This is a genomic window from Bacillus sp. N447-1 (genome assembly GCF_022701035.1).
Classification (GTDB): domain Bacteria; phylum Bacillota; class Bacilli; order Bacillales; family Bacillaceae_G; genus Bacillus_A; species Bacillus_A cereus.
Genome location: NZ_CP065509.1, coordinates 2,630,934 through 2,652,435 on the forward strand (window position 1 = coordinate 2,630,934; position 21,502 = coordinate 2,652,435).

Below are 21,502 nucleotides of genomic sequence, written 5' to 3' on the forward strand. Positions count from 1 at the left end.
TTTTTTACTTTATTATTTTCATATGTTCAAACGGATAATAAATGCCTGCTAACTTTCCTAACACATCTTCTCTATCAATAAAACCTAAACCATTTCTACTATCTTTACTTATTAAGCGATTATCTCCCATAACAAAAATCTTATTTTCGGGAACTGTAATTGGTCCAAAGTCCTCTGTTAAATTCATAAGTTTTTTTTCTGCTTGTTTTTTATTACTATCCAAATACTCTTCATCTTTCACTTCAGAATTTACATATAATTGATCATTTCTCATCTCAATTATATCTCCAGGTAATCCAATCACTCTTTTGACATAAAAATTATCTGTTTTCATAACAATAATATCTTCTCTCCCATAGCTTTCAAATTGTTTTGCTAACTTATTAACAATCACCTTATCTCCATCTTGCAACGTTGGCCTCATAGATGCTCCTTTTACAGTCGTAGGGAAAAACACAAAAATTTTCGCCAAAAACACCAATAAACATGCGATTGCAATAGTTCCAAAGAATTCACGCCAACGTTTTTTCTTTTGCATCATTTCACCATCTCATCATCTTTTTACTTTTATTATAAATAATACAACCGATATTTTTCTATAAAATTCTGAATTATAAAATTATAATATTAGAAATTTCAAAATGGTAATACTGATCAAATTAAACAAGCAAAAAAGATACTCTCAAAATAGTCTATTCACTATTTTGAGAGTATCTTTTTATAATCCCACATATACAATACACATTTGAGCAGCTACATATGTAAACCAAATCCAAAGTGGCTCATACTTCAATTTACGCCCTCCGATATCTGTCACGCCAATAATAAAATCAGAAATCACAAATAGTAAACCACCAAACGCTGGTATCCACCATATCCCTGTATTTTCATAATATAAGGCGAATGCAAAGCAAGCCATTCCTCCAACCCACAATCCGTAAATTAGAGCTCCTATCGTAAACAATTTATCCTGTTTATCATTTCGGATAAAGAAGAACCATCCTACAATTAGAAAGAGCCCATATACGAGTAAACCAATCCAAAAACCATTCCACGAAATTCCTGTTTGCAAAAATGCTTTTACATAAAAACAATGAGCAAGAGCGAAAGTAACCATCCCTCCAATTAACCTGTGACCAATTGGAATCAGCCCAGCCATAAACAAATCTCCCACAGTCGATAAAGTCATACCAAGTGCAACCCACGTACTATACTCTACAGATGGATCTTGTAACCATATCCAAATTGCACTACCTGTTAAAGAAAAACTAAGAATAAGACGGATTACTAAAGGTAACGGCATATTATCTTTCGTTCTTTTTGTCTGCCGCATTGCATAAATTGCACCAATTAAAAAAAGAAGTATTTGCCCAATTAACACCACGTAAAGTAGATTCATAACATGTTCTCCTCAATAAATGCTTTTTGTATCTTTTTTCGTTACACTTAGTCTATTATCCTTTTTCTATGAAAAAAAGAAGAACAGTACTGTTCTTCCATTGTAATCGCTTTTCTGCTCTCTATGCTACTTGTTTTTCTTGCTCCATTTTTTGCTTAGCTGGTGTTCGATTTACCACAATAATTCCCGCGGCTACACATGCTAAACCGAGTAGCACAAATGAATGAATTGCTTCACCTAAAATCATGCTCGATAATAACACACCAAATACGGGTATAAAGAACATATACATAGATACTTTTCCAACCTTATTGTACTTCATAATTGTATTCCAAATGCAAAAACCAGCTGCAGATAAGAAAGATAAATAAATCAGCATAAGTAGTGCATGTAGACTAAATGTAAATGGCATGACTCCAACTTGTAAAGCCCCTATACATAATAATCCTATAGAACCAAACATCATTTGGTATGCTGTCATATAGCCAACATCTAATGTTTTACTACCTTCTTTTGCTAATATGTTTCCATATGAATACAGCATTGCTGCACTAAGAAGTAATAAGCTTCCGATTCCAAAATGAAATGATAAGCTACCATCACTCGGCACATTTACTAAAATGACGCCACAAAAACCAATCGATACCCCAATTATTTTTCTTATATTGAGAGCATCATCTTTATATAAAAAATGGGCGAGTAAAATTTGAAAGAATGATGATGTCCCTGAAATGATAGCTCCTTCAATTCCTGAACTATAACTCATTCCAATGTAAAAACAGATATATTGAAGAAACGTTTGGAATAAACCAATTTGTATTAACTGTTTCCCCGTTCCTTTTTTGAAGCTCATATCTTTTCCTAACACTTTAAAGAATAATAAGAGCATGACTCCAGATAACAAGAAGCGATAACCGGCAAATAATATTTGTTCTCCAACTTCTTGTGGTTGAATTCCAAGTTCAGCATAACTTAACTTAATAAAAGGAAATGCGCTTCCCCATAAAAAAGTTGCTACTATTGCAGCAATAAATACGCCAATCGGATGGGTAAAAAATTTCTCTGTCTTCACTTGTTGTCTTCCTTTCCGACCTTTTTATGAACAATATTCATATATACCAAAGGAATTGCGAAAACACAAGTTTTCCGTTTATACTTGAAACAAAACCGTACCATCTCATAAAAACATATGATATACTATAGAATAATTACAACATAATAACTATTAAAAACAGATTCAACAGAAATGCTGCTATCCATTATGGATGGCAGCTTTCGTCGTTTTATAGGGGTTTCGATTTTGATTATTTTTCTCAATAAGAATTCGGAAGGAGCGAGTAGTAATGAACTCAGAAGTAAAAACGTTACACGCAAAAGAAACAATTTCTCATCCCTCTTTATGGGACACATTAAAAAAACATTATGAACTTGTATTTGCAGTAGCATCTGGTATTTTTATTTTAGTTGGTTGGTTATTTACAAAGAACGATGCAATGAATGTAGGTATTACTTGCTATATCCTTGCTTATATAGTTGGTGGATATGCAAAAGCAAAAGAAGGAATTGAAGATACGATTGAAGAAAAAGAGCTAAATGTTGAAATGCTAATGCTCTTTGCAGCTATTGGTGCTGCAATTATTGGCTACTGGGCAGAAGGGGCTATTTTAATCTTCATCTTTGCACTCAGCGGTGCTATGGAATCTTATACGTTAAGTAAGAGCCAAAAAGAAATTTCCGCTCTTCTTGACTTACAGCCTGAAGAAGCATTACGTATTTCCACCGGAACTGAGGAACGTGTTCCTGTTGGAGAGTTACAAATTAACGACATTATTTTAATTAAACCCGGTGAACGTGTTCCTGCTGACGGTACGATTCATAACGGTGAAACAAATATCGATGAGGCAGCAATCACAGGAGAACCTATTCCAAATGAGAAAAGACATGGCGATGAAGTATTTGCAGGTACTGTAAATTTACGTGGTGCTATCGAAGTTAAAATTACGAAGCCGAGCGATCAAACATTATTCCAAAAGATTATCCGTCTCGTCCAAAGTGCACAAAGTGAAAAATCACCATCACAACTATTCATTGAAAAGTTTGAAGGAACATACGTAAAAGGTGTACTACTCGTTGTTGCGCTTATGATGTTCGTTCCTCATTTCTTACTTGACTGGAGCTGGAATGAAACGTTTTATCGCGCTATGATCTTACTTGTAGTCGCATCTCCTTGTGCGCTCGTAGCTGCCATTACACCAGCTACGTTATCAGCCATTTCTAACGGAGCGAGAAACGGTATTCTCTTTAAAGGCGGTATACATTTAGAACGCCTTGCTTCTGTGAAAGCAATCGCGTTTGATAAAACAGGAACATTAACAGAAGGTAAACCTACCGTAACAGATGTATATGTTCGAGAAAATATAACAGAAAAAGAAGTACTTTATATTACAGCATCAATTGAAAGTCACTCTACACATCCTTTAGCTGAATCCATTGTTAAATATGCACAACATGCGTACGACATTACTTTAAAAAAACCAGAAAAGGTTGAAGATGTAACTGGTTTTGGTCTAAAAGGAATATTGGAAAACAACGCTTATAAAATAGGTAAAGCTGATTTTATCGGTGAAGAAACAAAGACATTTCATAATGGTATTTCTGCCTCACTTGAAAAAGAAGGTAAAACTGTCGTTTATATTAGTGATGAGGGAGGCATTCTTGGACTTATCGCTTTAAAAGATACGCTTCGCCAAGAAACAATAGCTGCTATTCGTGATTTACAAAGCATTGGTGTCGAAGCAATTATGATTACTGGAGATAATGAAGAAACGGCAAAAGCAATTGCCTCTGAAAGTAATATAAAGGAATATTACGCATCATGCTTACCAGAAACAAAAGTTGAAACGATTAAAAAGTTAAAAGAAAAATACGGTACAGTAGCAATGGTTGGAGACGGTATAAATGATGCACCTGCCCTAGCTACTGCTAGCATTGGTGTCGCAATGGGAGAAGGAACAGATGTAGCTTTAGAAACTGCAGATGTTGTACTGATGAAGAACGAACTATCTCGCCTTTCCCAAGCAATTCGTTTATCAAAACGAATGAACCGTATTGTGAAGCAAAACGTAATCTTTTCGCTAGCCGTTATTGCCATGCTAATTTGTTCAAACTTCTTGCAATTTTTAGCTCTTCCATTCGGTGTTATTGGTCATGAAGGAAGTACGATTCTTGTCATTTTGAATGGCTTACGATTACTAAAAGGAAGCAAATAAAACGGGTCCCTCATAGAGGACCCGTTTTTTTTAGTGATAGCTATTATGACCGTTCGCACTGCTACTCGTTTTATGCTTTGAATGCGAACTGCTCTTTTGTTTATTATTACTTTTATTATTATGGTTCTTTTTATTATTACTCATGAAATATCCCCCCTGTTCCTTTTTATTATGGAACAAGAACTCATTATTCATTACGGGAATTATTGTCACCGGTTCTATAATGGTGGAGTAAACCATTAATTTCACCGCCAAGTAAAATTACCCATCCAGTTAAATAAAACCATAACATTAAAATAATGATACCACCGAGACCACCATATGTATTGGCGTAATTCGCAAACTTATCTACATAATAAGCAAATGAGTAAGACACCACAATCCATCCTACAGTAGCAAATAACGCCCCTGAAATAACTTCTCTTCTTTTTAACTTTCGATCTGGTGCAAATGTATATAAGAAACTAAACAAAGCAAATAGTACGAAGAAACTCGCTACTAATCGTGTAATGCTCCATACGAAAGAAAAACTATCTGATAAACCGAGTGCTTTAAACACTGCTGCTCCAATAACTTGTCCGAATACCGGAACAATTAACGCAAAGACAATCATAAAAATAATAGCTAATGTAAACACAATTGATAACGCTCTTGTTGTAATAAAAGAACGTGTTTCCTTTACGTCATAAGCGCGGTTAAAAGCATTCATAACCGCATTAACACCATTTGAGGCAAACCATAACATGGATAATAAACCAAATGATAATAAACCACCATTTTGCTGGTTTACAACTTTATCTACATTTACCTCAATTAAGTTCATTGCATCATCTGGTACATAAACCTCTAATAAACTAAGCACATCCTCTGTTTGAATGGGAATAAATCCAAGAAGCGTAATTAAGAAAACGAGCCCAGGAAAAATTGCAAGCAAGAAGAAATAAGCGAGCTGTGCTGCCAAGCCCGCTACATCATCGCGCATCGTCCGGTCATATAAATCTTTACCAAACGAATAAGTACGATTTCTTCTCACCTTTTCTAAAATTTTTCTCATATATGTTTAAACGCTTTTCTTCTCTTCTTTATCTTGCTTTAACTCAATGTACGCTTCAGTTTTTTTGTCCACTGCCTTTGAGTCTTTTATAAATAATTCACGCGCTTCTTTCATACCACCATCTTCAGCAACTACTGGCTCTTCTTCTGCTTTCAGCTCATCTACCTTTGGAGATACAGCTTGAATTTCAATCGTTTCTGGCTTTTCTTCTGGCTCAACTTTTTTCTTACTAAAAATTTCTTTCGTTTCTTTTAACGTCTCTACAACAGATGGCGTTAATTTTTTAATTTCTGCTACTTTCGCTTTTACCACATTGAAATCAGCAAGTTCGCGTCCTTTATCTGTAACAGTTTGCACTTTTTCTTTGATCTTTGCATTTTCACCAATTTCAATCATCTTTGTTTTTGCTTTTTCTGCTGTATTTTTTACTTTTTCACGGTTTTCTTTCTTTAACATGGATACAGCTACACCTGCAGCTACACCAATCGCAATGTTTCGAGCAATATTATTTTTCTTTGCCATATTCCTTCACCCTTTCATTTCTTATGTTAGAAAGTATTTCTTTCTAAGCTTCCTCATATTCCTTGTTCATTTCGAATGAAAGCTAATAGCTTTGCACACCCTTCTGTTACAAGGTCATATACTTCTTGGAAATTCCCTGTATAGTAAGGGTCAGGAACGTCTGTCCAGCCACCGTCTGGAACAAAGTCGGACAGCCTACCAATATAGCCTCCAGTTTTACCTAAACTTTTTAAATCTGCTATATTCTTGTTGTCCATGGCAATAATATAATCAAACTTTGTTAAGTCTTCTTTTTCTACTTGCCTTGCTTTAATTCCTTCAAAAGTGACTGCATTTTCTTTTAAAATTTTTTGTGTTCCTTTATGTGGCGGATGACCAACATGCCAATCTCCAGTTCCTGCAGAATCAATGACAATTTTCTCTTCAAGTCCCTCTTTTACGACCAGATTTCGAAAAATCGCTTCTGCCATCGGAGAACGGCAAATGTTCCCAAGACAAACAAACAATACTTGAACCATATTTTTGTTTCTTCCCTTCTTGGTGCATTTCTTCATATATACTTATAGTATAAACAACCAATTATGAAATATAAAGGAAATCCCTACTAATTTAATGGGATTGAAAAGATTCATTAACGAAAATGATAAAAAATGTTAAGATAGCCTTATGTTATTTTAAAGGGGGACACTTCGGTGGATTTATCCGTAAAGTCAGAAGAAAACGTTGAATACATGGTCGAAGCTATTAAAGAAAAATTACGTATGGTTAATGCTGGAGCGATGAGAGCTGCTAGTTTTAACGAAGAAATGTACGAAGATTTACGTGACATTTATGATCATGTTATGAAACGTGAAACATTCAGCATTAGTGAAATGCAAGCTATTACAGAAGAATTAGGTACATTAATTAAAAAGTAAAAAAGCCTCTCTTATTATGAGGCTCTTTTTTATTTCCAACAAATTCATGACAACTCTTCTCTTTCCCTCAACCAACTGTAAAATATTGTACAATAGAAGTAGAACCTCACCTTAGATTTTTTCTCCATACATACTACTCACAAATAATAGCAACACTACCATTGCTAACTGTTTTTACTGGAGGTGCTTACTTATGAGCAATTGGTACAGTAAGACGAAAAATCAAACATTGATTGACCTAGAAACAAACGAACAAAACGGTTTAACAGATGAGATTGTAAGTGAACGTTTAAAGCAATACGGTTCTAATGAATTAGCTACAAAACAAAAACGCACTTTATGGCAGCGTATTTTCGCCCAAATTAATGACGTCCTCGTATATGTCCTTATTATTGCTGCCCTTATTTCTGCCTTTGTAGGTGAATGGGCGGATGCCAGTATTATCGCGCTTGTTGTAGTTTTAAATGCTGTTATCGGTGTTGTCCAAGAATCGAAAGCAGAACAAGCTTTAGAGGCATTGAAAAAGATGGCAACACCTAAAGCTATCGTCAAGAGAAATGGTGAACTAAAAGAAATTCCATCTGAGCACGTCGTTCCAGGGGATATCGTTATGCTCGACGCCGGACGATATATCCCATGCGATTTACGCCTTATTGAAACCGCAAATTTAAAAGTTGAAGAATCTGCTCTAACTGGCGAATCTGTCCCTGTTGATAAAGATGCAATCTACCACCCTTCTATGCGAAGTGATGAGCAAGTACCACTCGGCGATCAAAAAAACATGGCCTTTATGTCTACTCTTGTCACATATGGAAGAGGCGTCGGTGTTGCTGTTGAAACTGGAATGAACTCACAAATTGGTAAGATTGCTACCCTTTTACATGAAGCAGACGATGATATGACACCACTTCAAAAAAGCTTAGCACAAGTCGGAAAATATTTAGGCTTTGTTGCTGTAGCTATTTGTATCGTTATGTTTCTCATCGGTTTTTTACAAGGCCGGGATACGTTAGAAATGTTTATGACTGCTATTAGTTTAGCTGTCGCAGCTATTCCAGAAGGCTTGCCAGCTATCGTTTCCATCGTTCTTGCAATTGGTGTGCAACGTATGATTAAACAAAACGTTATCATTCGGAAACTACCAGCTGTTGAAGCCCTCGGTTCTGTCACAATTATTTGTTCAGATAAAACAGGTACGTTAACGCAAAATAAAATGACCGTTACTCACTTTTATAGTGATAACACATATGATCGCTTAGAAAGTTTAAATGTAAATAATGATGCGCAACGTCTATTGTTAGAAAATATGGTGCTATGTAATGATGCGTCTTACAATAACGAATCACAAACGGGAGACCCGACTGAAATTGCACTTCTCGTTGCTGGAACCACTTTTAACATGCAAAAAGATCATTTAGAAAAAATACATGAACGTGTTAACGAAGTACCTTTTGATTCAGATCGTAAAATGATGTCAACCGTACATATGTACAATGAAAGTTACTATAGCATGACGAAAGGCGCTATTGATAAGCTCTTACCTCGATGTACCCATATTTTTAAAAACGGCAAAATCGAGATTTTAACTGATTCTGATAAAAATCAAATATTAGAAGCTGCCGGATCAATGTCTCAAGAAGCTTTAAGAGTACTTTCATTCGCATTTAAACAATACGATTCAAACGATGTGGATATAAATCATCTTGAAGAAAATCTTATCTTTATTGGTCTTGTCGGTATGATTGATCCACCACGAACTGAAGTGAAAGATTCAATTAAAGAATGTAAAAAAGCCGGTATTCGCACAGTTATGATTACTGGTGACCATAAAGATACCGCCTTTGCAATTGCCAAAGAACTTGGCATTGCTGAAGAAATATCGGAAATTATGATTGGAACTGAATTAGATAACGTTTCTGATACAGAACTAGCTAGCAAAATTAATCATTTAAATGTATTCGCTAGAGTCTCTCCTGAACATAAAGTGAAAATTGTAAAGGCATTACGCGCGAAAGGAAATATCGTTTCTATGACTGGTGACGGTGTCAATGATGCACCATCTTTAAAGCAAGCTGATGTTGGCGTAGCGATGGGCATTACAGGAACAGACGTTGCAAAAGGGGCAGCAGATGTCGTGTTAACAGATGATAATTTCTCATCTATCGTGAAAGCCGTTGAAGAAGGTAGAAATATTTATCGCAACATAAAAAAATCAATTCTCTTCCTACTCTCTTGTAACTTCGGAGAAATTATCGCTTTATTTTTAGCCATTTTACTCGGCTGGGCAACACCACTACGACCTATTCACATTTTGTGGGTGAATTTAATTACAGATACACTGCCTGCATTATCACTTGGGGTTGATCCTGAAGACCCAGATGTGATGAAGGAAAAACCACGACATGCAAAAGAAAGCTTATTTAGCGGCAGCGTTCCTTTCCTGATTTTCAATGGAGTTATCATTGGACTTTTAACGCTAATAGCTTTTATCGCCGGAGCAAAATTCTATACTGGAGATACAAATTTATTTCCTCTTTTCCCAGAGCGAATTGATGACGATGCTCTATTACACGCTCAAACGATGGCATTTGTCGTTCTTAGTTTTTCTCAGCTCGTTCATTCATTTAACTTGCGTTCAAGAACGAAATCGATTTTTTCAATTGGGATCTTTACAAATAAATATTTAGTCTTCTCCCTCCTTATCGGTGTTCTTATGCAAGTTTGTATCATCTCCATCCCGCCCCTTGCAAATATATTCGGTGTACATGCATTAACGATGCGAGATTGGGGATTTGTTCTCTTATTAAGTATCATTCCGCTTGTTGTGAATGAAATCATTAAATTAGTGAAGAAAAACTAAAAGGCAATGAGGAATATTCCTCATTGCCTTTTCATTTATCCTTGTAATTCTTTTTTGATATTCTCCGTTAATGTAGCCATACGCTTGCGGCTTTCTTCACGCTCACGTTTATTTTGTTCTTCAATTTGTTGTGTTTCTTGCATACCTCTTGAAATAATGTTCCAAGTTTCCTCAAGCGTTTCCATCTTAATACTAGAAGAACCTGATAATCTCGCTACTTCTACACTTTGCGTTGCGATATTTTGTGCATTTTTCTTAAGTAATTCATTTGTACGGCGATCAAGTTCAGCCATAGAATCTGCAACAAGCTTTTGACGTTTCGCATTTACTGCTTGAATGATACCATTTTTAAAGATAGGAATCGTTGTAATAAATGCTGTATTGATTTTACCAATTAATTTATTATTACCACGTTGAATCATGCGAATTTGCGGCGCTGTAAGTAGCGCAACCATACGCGCTTTTTCTAAATCATCAATACGTTGCTCTAAAATTTCAACCGAGTTTTTAAGCGACTCTAATTCAATACCTGCTAATTGATCATTATTACGCACGCGCTCTTCATACATCGGAACTAATTCTGTATTTAAACGCTCTAATAGCATTTCTCCTGCTACTACGTACTTCTCTAAGTCTAAATAATATTTTAAGTTTTGCTCATACAAGCCATCTAACGTTCCAATTGATTTTTTCATCTCATCTTGGTACTTCGTAATTTCCACATAAACCTTATCAATTTCGCGGCCCATCGTTTGATATTTACTAAAGATTTGTTCTATCATTTTATCCGCTTTTTTGAACATACGCGAGAAGAAACCACTTTTTTCTTCTGCAAAGTCTTTACTATCAAATCTGTCCATGATTTTACCAAGTTGCTTTAACAATTCACCAGAATCTTCTATCTTTGATAATGACATTGTATGTAAAATTTGATCAGCAAAACGTGAAATTTCCATAGAAGGTTCTTTTCCAAGTTCAATTAATTCCAATTGATCTTTAATATCTACTGCGTTATAAATACGTTGCACATCTGCATCTTGTCTAAGTTGCAAGCGAACATCTTGTGCGGTTTGCTCATTCAATTCAGTTTTCGAATCTAGTACGACTGGGTTATTCATATGGTATTCTCCCTTTCCTTATAAAAATGGACGAAATAGTCCTTTTATTGTTTGTGATAAATTTTTATAGGCTGATGAACCATGAAACTCAAGATCGAAATTAACTTCTTCAAGCCAATGGGAATCAAATGCTCCCGCTTCAACATATGGTTCAATATCGTTTCTGCCCGTGGGATTGAAATGGAATACATCTACTCCAATTTGATTTAAAAATAGTAATAAAACAGCGTCAGAACGAGTTAATTCTCCGCTCTTCTCATTATTAAATATAACAATTTTCGGTACATCTTGTGAATAATCAAATTTCTCAAGCTGTTCTAAAATATTGGGTGGTATTTGAGAAAGTTGTGCGAAAACATATAGCGCTACATCTTGTTTCGTCTCTTTCGCAATTGGTTTGCACATTTCACTTTCGCACGTATGGATAATCGCCTCTGCAATCCCATGTTGTAAACCTTCCGGTAAACGCTTATGCGGCCACCAATGGCTATTCATAATTAGATCAGGATGTAATTTTCCAGCTCGGTCCAATGCATCTCGATAATGATATTGGAAGTTTGCTTTTTGCTCTTTCGTAAACGGGAATGTATTAATTAATAAACTGTTATCAAATGATGTAACAGCCTTTAATCGTTGAAAATATTCTTTATCATTCTTTGAAACGCCTGATATTTTCGCAAATAAAGAAGGAATATAAATATGTTTATTTTCAACAAAGAATGTTGGACGTACAAATGCCTTTTCTTTCGTAATTAAAAAGAGTTCATCATATGTCGTTTTTAACGTACGTGCTACAGGTGTATACGAACGGAATTGCCACGGTTTATATAATAGTGAATTATCGTGGTGAAGTACTTGTTCAATTTCTTTCGAAGCTTGATACGCTACTGTTGCAACACGCTCGCGGCGGCGATCAGGGAATGGTTCAAGAGAAATGCGACCCGGATGGGACACAATAAAAGTTCTTCCCTCTTCATCAATATTTTCAAATCCATCTTTTCCTTCGGGGTGATAATAAAGCACATCACAACCGAGCATAATAAGAAAATATAAGAAATATATACGGCTTTCCTGTGCCTCACCATACCAAACGATACGTGGCATCTGTTTCTTATAATTAATCGTAGAGAACCACTTCGCTACGTAATTTTCGCTTAGTTTAATTATGTCGATTAAGAAACGACGGAAGCCTTCTGTCTTTAACGACTGATTATGTTGTTTCTCATATAATTTCAATACTGCAATAAACGTCGTATGTATGTAATGCTGTAAATCAGGATTGTCTACTTTCGGTAAAAGTTGTTTCCCAGATAAGTGTGCAACTAGCCTATTTACTGTCAGACCATTTGGTGCTTCTTGATGTAATCCGAACACTTCTTGAATATGACGAAGCTTTTCCGAATCAATCACTTTGTTTAAATTTTGTTCGTGTAAAACTTCGATTCCTTTCGCTTCACTATAATCAAACAGTTCATTAAAATATTCATCTACATCATTAGGAACACCAAGGATTCGACATGCTATATAACTAAATTTCATCTCATTCTCTGTCAGCTCATATTGTGGGCGTTTTTCTAAAAGCGTTTCAAATTGCTTTAAATCTGATTCATCTTTTAATGCATATGGTTGAAGTGTAAAACGTGAAAACACAACAGTTCACCTCCAAAAACATTTACGTTTTTTCTAAGTCCTTCTTCTATTATAAACTATTTTTGGTTATAAAAAATGGGCGCTCGCAAAACGAGCAAACCCATTTCAATTATTTATTGTCTTCTTTAGTAGCTGCAACTTCTTCTCTAGCTTGTCCAGAATTCTTCATGTAGTGAAGTATAAATGTTGCTCCAAATGCTACAACTAAAATAATGAAGAACAATGTATGACTTACTTCAATATGAATAACAGACAGTAACATTTTTGCTGCAATAATTAAAATTAAAATATATGCTGTCGTTTCAAGTTCTGGAATACGCTCTAATAATTTTAAGAATACACCAGCGATACCGCGCATCATTAAAATACCGAGCATTCCACCTAATAATAGAATCCAAACTTCATTTGATACACCAAATGCAGCAAGTACGCTATCTACAGAGAATGCGATATCCATTAATTCAACCATCGCAACTGTTCCCCAGAAGACACCAAACATTCTGAAGAGAATACTGTTTTGGTTCATACCATGAGCTTCCTCTTCTTCTGCATTACCTTTTCTTTTATCAATGAAGTATTTAACTGAAAGCCACGCTAAGTAAAGTGCACCTAACACTTTTACCCACCATAATTTAATTAAGAACATTCCGATTCCAATCGCAATAAAGCGGAACACATAAGCTCCAATAAGTCCATAGAATAATGCTTTTTTACGTTTTTCTTCCGGAAGATGTTTTACCATTACCGCTAACACAAGTGCGTTATCAGCAGATAATAATCCTTCAAGTACAACAAGTGTACCAATTAATCCCCAAGATACTGGATCCTGCAACACTTTAATCCACATGTCCAAGTCGAAAAACTGAGCATACGTATCAAGGATTCCTTGCAAAATACTCATCTTACCTTTATCCCCTATTCTTTGCTAGATTTATAGAAAGGTCAAAAAAAGGAAACGAATATCGTTTCCTTTCTATGCATCCAAGCCATACGCTCTTACAAGCGCACCTAAACCACCTTGGAATCCACTTCCTACTGCATTAAACTTCCACTGTCCATTATGACGGTATAATTCACAAAAGACAACTGCTGTTTCGATGGAGAAATCTTCCCCTAAATCAAAACGAAGAACTTCTTCACTCGTTTCTTCATTCGCTAAACGAACAAACGCATTTCCTACTTGCCCAAAGTTTTGACTACGGCCTTCTGCATCATAAATCGTAACTGTAATAGCAATTCTGTGCACATCTGCTGGAACTTTCTTCAAATCCACAACAAGTTGCTCATCGTCACCTTCACCTTCACCTGTACGGTTATCTCCTGTATGTAAAACAGATCCACAAGGAGACTGTAAATTATTATAGAAGATAAAATCAGTTTCCTTCGTACATTTTCCGTTTGCATCTAATAAAAAGGCAGATGCATCTAAATCGAAATCGGCTCCGCCGTCATAAGATTTAATATCCCATCCAAGACCAATTACTGCTTTTGTTAAACCAGGGCTTGTCTTACCTAAATCGATTTTCTGGCCTTTTTGTAATTGAATAACCATCTATATTCACCTCTATATTTTTATCTTTAAAAATATATCCATCAGTAAACATACATTTCACCGATGGATATATAAATCAAATCTATTACTCTACATCTAAACCAAAGTTATTACATAGAGACGCTAATCCACCTTGGAATCCACTTCCGATTGCATTGAATTTCCAATCACCTGCATGACGATATAATTCACCTACTACTACGGCTGTTTCAATAGAGAAATCTTCTCCTAAATCGTAACGAATTAATTCTGCATTCTTTTCTTCATCAAGAATACGTACGAAAGAATTAGAAACTTGTCCGAAGTTTTGGCTACGGCCTTCTCCATCATAAATTGTAATTGTGAAACAAATACGTTCGATGTGAGCAGGAACATTTTTCAAATCTACTTTAATCGCTTCGTCATCGCCTTCACCTTCACCAGTGCGGTTATCTCCTAAATGCTCTACAGCACCATTCGCACCTTTTGGATTATTATAGAAAACGAAATCTTCAGCTCCTGAAACTTTACCATTCGCGCCTACTAAGAAAATACTAACATCTAAGTCGAAATCGTTTTGTCCGTCATAACGATTCGTGTCCCAACCAAGTCCTACAAGAACTTTCGAAAGACCTGGATTCGTTTTTGTTAAGTCTACCTTTTGTCCCTTTTTCAATGAAATTGATGCCATATACAATTCCTCCTCGGTTATTTTATTGATAACGTGATACAATCTCACTTAAGTTTTTATCTTGCGTGCCTTCTCCAACTGCTGAAAACTTCCATTCACTTCCGTGACGATACATTTCACCTGCAATTAGAGTTGTTTTGCCAGCATAATTATCCGATAAATTATAGCGTGCTAATTCTTCACCAGTTTGCGGGTTTTGAATACGAATATATGCATTACGAATCATCCCGAAATCTTGACGACGATTTACACAGTCATAAATATTTACAACGAATACTAAACGATTAATACGGCTTGGAACTTTATGTAATTCTACGAAAATTGTTTCGTCATCACCAGCGCCTTCACCTGTTAAATTATCTCCTGAATGAATAATACTACCACAAGTAGAAAGTTTATTTCCGAAGTAAACTAAATCATTTTTGTTTAAAAAACGATTTCCTTCTAACATAACAACAGATGCATCACAATCTACATTTGGTTTACTTCCAAATAATGAAGACAGAAATCCACCTGATTGCCCAATTGGATCCCAGCCTAAGCCAACCTGTAGTTTTGCTACTTTTGGTTGTCCTTTCGTTAAATCGATCTTTTGACCTTTTTCTAAAATAATAGGCATGAAGTTTCTCCCTTTCTACAAAGCATTTTCCGAATCGGAAAATATTGTATTCTTCTCTTATATTGTAGCATTATTTACCTAGCGATAAAAAGGATAAATTCTCAGTTATATGAAAACATTCATATAATTTACTTATGATGATGTAAGAAGTGGTAAATAGCACCAATCATTCCTGCACAATTACCGTTTTGCGCAAGTTCAATCTCACAATTATTATAAATCTCTTGATTTAAGTATTTACTGACCTCTTCTTTTACTTCTTTTAAAAACTCATTTCCTCTATCGGTAATTCCTCCACCAATAATAATCGTTTCTGGATTAAAAATATAAGCAAGATTACTAATTCCGATTGCCAAATGTTTAAAGAAAATCCCAACTGCTTGAGCAACTTCCCGATCTCCTTTATCATACAACTCGAAAATTCTTTTCCCATTCCACTTGCCTTTGCCTTTATATTTGCTTACAAGTCGAATTAATCCTGAAATCGAAGCAACCTCTTCAAACGTTTTTTCTTCTATTAACATATTCCCCCATTCACCAGCACTAAATGAATGTCCTCGGTACAATTTTCCATCTATAAAAATTGCTCCCCCAATCCCTGTTCCAAGGGTGAGCATAATAAAGTTATCTTTCTCTCTTCCACTACCATTCCACTTTTCTCCAAACGCTGCACAATTCACATCATTGTCAATCGATACTGGAACTTTTAATATCTCTTGCAATCTATCAATAATAGGAATAGTACTATATCCCGGAATATGATCCGCACCTCCCGTCACAATTCCTTTATTAATATCAACAATTCCCACAGTGCTAATACAGATTCCGGTAATAGTATGTTCATTCATTATTTTTTTGGATACATATATAAGTTTTTGAATAATTTGTTCTCCGCCTAAATGAATTTCTGTTGCAACTGTTTGACGCTTTAATACTCTCCCTATTTCTGAAACAATACCATACTTAATTTGCGTACCGCCAATATCAAACGCTATATACTCTTTCATCTGCTGCCACTTCCTCTACCGTTATGAATGTAAATTCTCCCCCTCTACTATTTGTAGGAAATCTACATTAACTCTTTTCTGCTTTGACAAATACACCACCTTTTTCTATATATAGTTTTTTTTGCATAAAACTCTTTTTCCTAAGAAATATTACAAAGGGATGTATTTTAGATGGAACATTAATTTCTTAGGAGGAAAACCATGACGAAAATCTTCATTTTAGCATCAACACTCTCTTTATCTTTTTTTAGCGGTTTAAATATCGGTAATGCTACAACTGAAAATTTCCAACCATTAACAAACGCCATTGTACAAAATAGCGATCATTTTGCAGAAGGAAACTCAAAGGATAATAATATACCTCCAGGAAATAACGGTTCTCAGGACGATACTGGTTCTGGTGACAATGGTTCTGGCGGTAACGGTTCTGGTGGCAATGGTTCCGGCGGTAACGGTTCTGGTGGCAGTGGCTCTGGTGGCAATGGTTCCGGCGGTAACGGTTCTGGTGACAATGGTTCTGGCGGTAACGGTTCTGGTGGTAGTGGCTCTGACGGCAGCGGTTCCGGTGGCAATGGTTCTGGTGGCAACGGCTCTGGCGGCAATGGCTCTGGTGACAACGGTTCTGGCGGTAACGGTTCTGGCGGTAACGGTTCTGGTGGTAGTGGCTCTGACGGCAGCGGTTCCGGTGGCAATGGTTCTGGTGGCAACGGCTCTGGTGGCAATGGTTCTGGCGGTAACGGTTCTGGCGGCAATGGCTCTAGTGGCAATGGTTCTGGCGGTAACGGTTCTGGTGGCAATGGTTCTGGCGGTAACGGTTCTGGTGGTAACGGTTCTGGCGGCAATGGCTCTCAAGGCGGCAATCGTGTTAAAGGTGATAGCAGTTCTCAAGGGGGTAATGGCTCTCAAGGTGGCAATCGTGTTAAAGGCGATAGCAATTCTCAGGAGGGCAACGGTTCTCAAGGGGGTAATGTAAAAGATAATACGAAAAAACAAGGTGATAAATTACCTAATACTGCAACGCATTACCCTATATCTATTTTAATGGGGCTTTCAACATTCCTAATTGGTATGTTACTGTTTATTCGTCGTAAAAACGTAAAATAAGAACAACATCCTTCCATCTAAAAAGTACATGAAATACTGTATAAAACTAAAAAGGACTTTGGATTACATTTTATTATGCAGCCCAAAGTCCTTTTATCACCTATCAGAAAAAGTATTAATACGCTTTTCCCCAATACACCATTTGTTTAGCTTCTTTACCACAACAAATACATTCTTCAGCTAAATGCTCTTGCTCAAAAGGCATACAACGTGAAGATACGCCAAATTCTTCTTTTAGTTTTTCTTCACAAGCTAATTCCCCGCACCACATTGCCTTAATAAAGCCTTGCTTTTCATCAGCTATTTTTTTCATCTCTTCGAAATTTGTCGCAACATACGTATTCTCATCGCGAAATGCTTTTGCTTTATTAAATAAAGCAATATGAATTTCTTCAAGTAATGCTGGAATACGTTCTTCTAATTGATCCATTGGTACAAACTCTTTTTCCTTCGTATCTCTTCTTACAAGTACAACTTGATTCTTTTCAATATCTTTAGGGCCAACTTCTAATCGAATTGGAATCCCCTTCATTTCATACTCATTAAATTTCCAGCCTGGTGTTTTATTACTAGCATCTATTTTTACTCGTGCAACCTTTTGAATATGTGCTTGTAACTCTGTTGCTTTTGCTAAAACTCCTTCTTTATGCTGAGCAATTGGTACAATAACAACTTGCACTGGAGCGACTTTTGGTGGCATTACAAGTCCATTATTATCACTATGAACCATTATTAGCCCGCCTATCATTCTTGTTGATACACCCCAAGATGTTTGGTGCACATATTGCCACTTACCGTTACGATCTAAAAACTTAATATCAAATGCTTCTGAGAAATTCGTCCCAAAGTTATGAGAGGTTCCTGTTTGAAGTGCTTTTCCATCATGCATTAAACTTTCAATTGTATAAGTTGCCTTTGCTCCAGCAAACTTCTCTTTTTCTGTTTTTTGTCCTTTAATAACTGGTATTGCTAAATAATCCTCACAGAAAGAAGCATATAAGTTTAAAATATTTAATGTTTCAGCCTGCGATTCTTCTGCCGTTTCATGGATTGTATGACCCTCTTGCCATAAAAATTCAGTCGTACGAAGGAACGGCCTAGTTGTCTTCTCCCAACGAACTACTGAACACCACTGATTATATAACTTTGGCAAATCATTATAGGATTGCACAATTTTTGAAAAGTGCTCACAGAATAAAGTTTCAGATGTAGGACGTACACAAAGTCTTTCCGCTAACTTTTCATCTCCACCATGCGTAACCCATGCTACTTCAGGAGCAAATCCTTCAACATGATCCTTCTCTTTTTGCAATAAACTCTCTGGGATAAACATTGGCATATATACATTTTCATGGCCAGTTTCTTTTAACTTCTCATCCATCACCTTCTGCATATTCTCCCATAAGGCATAACCATACGGACGTAAAATCATGCATCCTTTTACACTTGAATAATCAACAAGTTCGGCTTTTTTTACAATATCGGTATACCACTGCGCAAAGTCCTCTTCCATCTTCGTAATGGCTTGCACTTGTTCTTTTGCCATAGTCAGTCTTCCTCCTTCTAGAAAATACAAAAAAGCCCGCGTCCCTAAATAGGGACCGAGCTTTGTCGGCGTTACCACCCTGATTCATGCACAAAAATTGCGCATGCTCTCTTTTTGATAACGGGAAATTCCCGCTGCATATGCAGAACTCAAAGGCAGGTTCCATATTGCCTTTTTAAGAATCTTTCAGCCTGACGGATTCTCTCTCTGCTAAAAAGGTTGAACATGTACTAGTCCTTTTTCATCGTTATAACGAAATAAATTTGTTGATTATCATAATACAAATTCTTTTTTAAAACAATAGCTAATTTTCTTATTTTTATATATTCTTTTCATTTTTTGCAGTTTTATACGTAGCTTTTCCGCGTAATTTTCACAAGTTGATGTGCAATCATACCGATAAGTGTACCAAGTAGGACGAAGAAACCAATAAATCCATATCCCATTCCTTCCCACCCACCAATAACAATCATTGTAACGGGAAAGGACGCTAAGCAAAGAAGTATTAAACTAAGTGCAAATATAATATCGAACTGTTTGTCTGGAAACCGTTTCTTTAGTAAATATGAAATAGCAAATACAAGGATAATCGTGATTCCGCCAATGATGTAAAAGATACCAAATCCATCTAACCAATCCATAGTGTTTCCTCCTTCCATAGATTCCCTTATACTTAATTATATGTTTAATTTTTCTGAAAATAAATAATAAATTTTCACATAAAAATATATTTTTATTACTAGGTATTAATAGTAATATATAAGAATAGGTTTTATATAATCAGGAGGGAACTTTATGGATAAAGCATTAACAAACCATGTCATTATTTTATCATTCGACTGTTTATCAGCTTTAGATTTTCCTATACTACAAAAACTACCTCATTTCCAATCTCTAATAAAAAAGGGCACGGTTGTCGAAAAAGTAGAACCAATTTATCCTTCTGTAACATATCCAAGCCACTCAACAATCGTAACCGGTAATTACCCTAACAAGCACGGTGTTGTTAGCAATACGTTACTTCAACCAGGGCGTGAATCACCTGATTGGCATTGGTACCGAAAATCAATAAAAGGAACAACATTGTATGATGAAGCGCGCAAAGCAAATTTAACGACAGCTGCCCTTCTATGGCCTGTTACTGGAAGAGCGAACATCGATTACAATTTACCAGAAATTTTTCCAAATAGACCTTGGCAAAATCAAGTGTTAGTTTCCTTATTTAGCGGTAGCCCACTATACCAATTAGATTTAAATCGTCGTTTCGGCCATATAAGAAATGGTTTATCACAACCAGAGCTGGATGATTTCGTCCTCGCCTCTGCTGTGCATACAATCCAGACGAAAAAGCCTAATATCATGTTCGTACATTTCACCGATCTAGACACACAAAGACACTATCACGGCTTTGAATCTAACGAAACAATAGCTGCTATCCAGAGACACGACGAACGTCTAGGGAAAATTATTCAAGCACTAAAAGAAAGTGACTTATACGAAGAAAGTACAATTATTGCCCTTGGTGATCATAGCGCTTTAAGTGAAAACAAATCCATACAATTAAATGTGCTATTCCATCAAAGAGGACTTATATCTCTTAATAAAAAAAGAAAATTAGTAGACTGGAAAGCCTATTGCCAAAGTTGCGACGGCTCTGCCTATGTATATGTAAAGGACAAAAATGATACGGATACAATTCGGGAGGTACAACTACTCCTTGAAGAGCTACTTCAAAATAAACAAAACGGAATTGAATTTATACTTCATGATGAAGCTGCGAAAGACTGCGGTGCAGACGGTAATTGTTTATTCATGTTAGAAGCACGAGAAGGGTATTATTTCACTGAAAACTATACAGGAGATTTTATAAAAGAAATTACTGCAAAAGATGTTACGCCTAGTAAAAAATATACATTTGGTACGCATGGATACTCTCCAACAAAACCTAACTATGAAACAATTTTTATCGCTGCTGGGAAAGGAATAAAAAGTGGCGTTACCGTCCCGTATATGAGACTTATTGATGAAGGTCCAACTATCGCTAGACTACTCGGTTTACACTTAGGTGAAACAGACGGAGCAATTGTAGAGGATTTACTCCAATTGTAAAGAACAGTGTATATATGTAAAAGTTATGTAAATTTCATCACTGTTTCTCTTTTTATAATTTTTATTTTTGTACACTGTTAGTAAAACAAATTTAAGGGGGAACATT

General features: G+C 36.0%; 20 protein-coding genes and 1 other annotated feature. Of the genes, 5 read left to right on the forward strand and 15 right to left on the reverse strand.

The window, feature by feature from the left end; translation table 11 throughout:
* Nucleotides 1–4 precede the first annotated feature (4 nt).
* The 3 genes from lepB to IQ781_RS13290 form a co-directional block, all read right to left on the reverse strand.
* The gene (lepB, locus tag IQ781_RS13280; protein ID WP_000983306.1) at nt 5–541 is read right to left on the reverse strand and encodes a signal peptidase I; all 537 of its coding nucleotides are present in this window, start codon (nt 539–541) and stop codon (nt 5–7) included.
* Between the two features lie 177 nt (nt 542–718).
* Nucleotides 719–1,399 (reverse strand): lysoplasmalogenase, encoded by a 681-nt coding sequence (locus IQ781_RS13285; protein WP_001051082.1) that lies wholly within the window; start codon nt 1,397–1,399, stop codon nt 719–721.
* Between the two features lie 121 nt (nt 1,400–1,520).
* A complete protein-coding gene (locus tag IQ781_RS13290; protein WP_000845696.1) occupies nt 1,521–2,471 on the reverse strand; it encodes a DMT family transporter in 951 nt (316 codons plus the stop codon).
* A gap of 271 nt (nt 2,472–2,742) precedes the next feature.
* On the opposite strand from IQ781_RS13290, the gene IQ781_RS13295 reads away from it, so the two are divergent.
* Entirely contained in the window at nt 2,743–4,668 is a 1,926-nt protein-coding gene (locus tag IQ781_RS13295; RefSeq protein WP_001083755.1) for a heavy metal translocating P-type ATPase, read from the forward strand.
* Between the two features lie 187 nt (nt 4,669–4,855).
* Here the strand turns inward: IQ781_RS13295 and IQ781_RS13300 are convergent, their stop codons facing one another.
* From IQ781_RS13300 to IQ781_RS13310, 3 genes are read right to left on the reverse strand one after another with little or no spacing between them, the layout of a single operon-like run.
* Nucleotides 4,856–5,722 carry a YihY/virulence factor BrkB family protein gene (locus IQ781_RS13300; protein WP_001226536.1) on the reverse strand — a complete coding sequence of 289 codons (867 nt, stop codon included), beginning with the start codon at nt 5,720–5,722 and terminating at the stop codon, nt 4,856–4,858.
* A gap of 6 nt (nt 5,723–5,728) precedes the next feature.
* On the reverse strand, nt 5,729–6,244 hold the full coding sequence (locus IQ781_RS13305; protein WP_050229126.1) for a DUF4075 domain-containing protein: 516 nt from the start codon (nt 6,242–6,244) through the stop codon (nt 5,729–5,731).
* Between the two features lie 53 nt (nt 6,245–6,297).
* Nucleotides 6,298–6,762 (reverse strand): low molecular weight protein-tyrosine-phosphatase, encoded by a 465-nt coding sequence (locus tag IQ781_RS13310; protein WP_000250916.1) that lies wholly within the window; start codon nt 6,760–6,762, stop codon nt 6,298–6,300.
* A 174-nt stretch (nt 6,763–6,936) separates the two neighbouring features.
* On the opposite strand from IQ781_RS13310, the gene IQ781_RS13315 reads away from it, so the two are divergent.
* A complete protein-coding gene (locus IQ781_RS13315; protein WP_000366196.1) occupies nt 6,937–7,161 on the forward strand; it encodes a DUF1128 domain-containing protein in 225 nt (74 codons plus the stop codon).
* 193 nt (nt 7,162–7,354) lie between these two features.
* The gene (locus IQ781_RS13320) at nt 7,355–10,021 is read left to right on the forward strand and encodes a cation-translocating P-type ATPase (RefSeq protein ID WP_139847044.1); all 2,667 of its coding nucleotides are present in this window, start codon (nt 7,355–7,357) and stop codon (nt 10,019–10,021) included.
* Between the two features lie 35 nt (nt 10,022–10,056).
* Here IQ781_RS13320 and IQ781_RS13325 read toward each other — a convergent pair whose 3' ends face one another.
* The 7 genes from IQ781_RS13325 to IQ781_RS13355 form a co-directional block, all read right to left on the reverse strand.
* Nucleotides 10,057–11,139, reverse strand: a complete 1,083-nt coding sequence (locus tag IQ781_RS13325; RefSeq protein ID WP_001064413.1) for a toxic anion resistance protein — start codon at nt 11,137–11,139, stop codon at nt 10,057–10,059.
* An 18-nt stretch (nt 11,140–11,157) separates the two neighbouring features.
* The gene (locus IQ781_RS13330) at nt 11,158–12,789 is read right to left on the reverse strand and encodes a YceG family protein (RefSeq protein ID WP_088053927.1); all 1,632 of its coding nucleotides are present in this window, start codon (nt 12,787–12,789) and stop codon (nt 11,158–11,160) included.
* 109 nt (nt 12,790–12,898) lie between these two features.
* Entirely contained in the window at nt 12,899–13,690 is a 792-nt protein-coding gene (locus IQ781_RS13335; protein ID WP_139847043.1) for a TerC family protein, read from the reverse strand.
* 72 nt (nt 13,691–13,762) lie between these two features.
* A complete protein-coding gene (locus IQ781_RS13340) occupies nt 13,763–14,341 on the reverse strand; it encodes a TerD family protein (RefSeq protein ID WP_000236643.1) in 579 nt (192 codons plus the stop codon).
* An 85-nt stretch (nt 14,342–14,426) separates the two neighbouring features.
* A complete protein-coding gene (locus IQ781_RS13345; RefSeq protein WP_000146726.1) occupies nt 14,427–15,011 on the reverse strand; it encodes a TerD family protein in 585 nt (194 codons plus the stop codon).
* A 22-nt stretch (nt 15,012–15,033) separates the two neighbouring features.
* Nucleotides 15,034–15,630 (reverse strand): TerD family protein, encoded by a 597-nt coding sequence (locus IQ781_RS13350; protein ID WP_001121595.1) that lies wholly within the window; start codon nt 15,628–15,630, stop codon nt 15,034–15,036.
* Between the two features lie 128 nt (nt 15,631–15,758).
* Nucleotides 15,759–16,637, reverse strand: coding sequence for an ROK family protein (locus IQ781_RS13355; protein WP_050228943.1), 879 nt, complete (start codon nt 16,635–16,637; stop codon nt 15,759–15,761).
* Between the two features lie 201 nt (nt 16,638–16,838).
* On the opposite strand from IQ781_RS13355, the gene IQ781_RS13360 reads away from it, so the two are divergent.
* A complete protein-coding gene (locus tag IQ781_RS13360; protein ID WP_050228940.1) occupies nt 16,839–17,741 on the forward strand; it encodes an LPXTG cell wall anchor domain-containing protein in 903 nt (300 codons plus the stop codon).
* A gap of 115 nt (nt 17,742–17,856) precedes the next feature.
* On the opposite strand, the gene proS is transcribed toward IQ781_RS13360, so the two are convergent.
* Nucleotides 17,857–19,287 (reverse strand): proline--tRNA ligase, encoded by a 1,431-nt coding sequence (gene proS / locus IQ781_RS13365; protein WP_001040975.1) that lies wholly within the window; start codon nt 19,285–19,287, stop codon nt 17,857–17,859.
* A 47-nt stretch (nt 19,288–19,334) separates the two neighbouring features.
* Nucleotides 19,335–19,541, reverse strand: a binding site (T-box leader).
* 93 nt (nt 19,542–19,634) lie between these two features.
* Nucleotides 19,635–19,928, reverse strand: a complete 294-nt coding sequence (locus IQ781_RS13370; RefSeq protein ID WP_000383850.1) for a YesK-like family protein — start codon at nt 19,926–19,928, stop codon at nt 19,635–19,637.
* A 154-nt stretch (nt 19,929–20,082) separates the two neighbouring features.
* Between IQ781_RS13370 and IQ781_RS13375 the strand changes: the two genes are divergently transcribed.
* Nucleotides 20,083–21,396, forward strand: coding sequence for an alkaline phosphatase family protein (locus tag IQ781_RS13375; RefSeq protein WP_139847040.1), 1,314 nt, complete (start codon nt 20,083–20,085; stop codon nt 21,394–21,396).
* Nucleotides 21,397–21,502 lie beyond the last annotated feature (106 nt).

Bases quoted from the DNA above. Each gene is read 5' to 3' on its own strand.
- IQ781_RS13360 (WP_050228940.1), top strand. From the start codon at position 16,839: ATGACGAAAATCTTCATTTTAGCATCAACACTCTCTTTATCTTTTTTT.
- IQ781_RS13305 (WP_050229126.1), bottom strand. From the start codon at position 6,244: ATGGCAAAGAAAAATAATATTGCTCGAAACATTGCGATTGGTGTAGCT.
- IQ781_RS13335 (WP_139847043.1), bottom strand. From the start codon at position 13,690: ATGAGTATTTTGCAAGGAATCCTTGATACGTATGCTCAGTTTTTCGAC.
- IQ781_RS13320 (WP_139847044.1), top strand. From the start codon at position 7,355: ATGAGCAATTGGTACAGTAAGACGAAAAATCAAACATTGATTGACCTA.
- IQ781_RS13350 (WP_001121595.1), bottom strand. From the start codon at position 15,630: ATGCCTATTATTTTAGAAAAAGGTCAAAAGATCGATTTAACGAAAGGA.
- IQ781_RS13355 (WP_050228943.1), bottom strand. From the start codon at position 16,637: ATGAAAGAGTATATAGCGTTTGATATTGGCGGTACGCAAATTAAGTAT.
- IQ781_RS13325 (WP_001064413.1), bottom strand. From the start codon at position 11,139: ATGAATAACCCAGTCGTACTAGATTCGAAAACTGAATTGAATGAGCAA.
- IQ781_RS13310 (WP_000250916.1), bottom strand. From the start codon at position 6,762: ATGGTTCAAGTATTGTTTGTTTGTCTTGGGAACATTTGCCGTTCTCCG.
- IQ781_RS13370 (WP_000383850.1), bottom strand. From the start codon at position 19,928: ATGGATTGGTTAGATGGATTTGGTATCTTTTACATCATTGGCGGAATC.
- IQ781_RS13300 (WP_001226536.1), bottom strand. From the start codon at position 5,722: ATGAGAAAAATTTTAGAAAAGGTGAGAAGAAATCGTACTTATTCGTTT.
- IQ781_RS13295 (WP_001083755.1), top strand. From the start codon at position 2,743: ATGAACTCAGAAGTAAAAACGTTACACGCAAAAGAAACAATTTCTCAT.
- IQ781_RS13375 (WP_139847040.1), top strand. From the start codon at position 20,083: ATGGATAAAGCATTAACAAACCATGTCATTATTTTATCATTCGACTGT.
- IQ781_RS13345 (WP_000146726.1), bottom strand. From the start codon at position 15,011: ATGGCATCAATTTCATTGAAAAAGGGACAAAAGGTAGACTTAACAAAA.
- IQ781_RS13340 (WP_000236643.1), bottom strand. From the start codon at position 14,341: ATGGTTATTCAATTACAAAAAGGCCAGAAAATCGATTTAGGTAAGACA.
- IQ781_RS13285 (WP_001051082.1), bottom strand. From the start codon at position 1,399: ATGAATCTACTTTACGTGGTGTTAATTGGGCAAATACTTCTTTTTTTA.
- lepB (WP_000983306.1), bottom strand. From the start codon at position 541: ATGATGCAAAAGAAAAAACGTTGGCGTGAATTCTTTGGAACTATTGCA.
- proS (WP_001040975.1), bottom strand. From the start codon at position 19,287: ATGGCAAAAGAACAAGTGCAAGCCATTACGAAGATGGAAGAGGACTTT.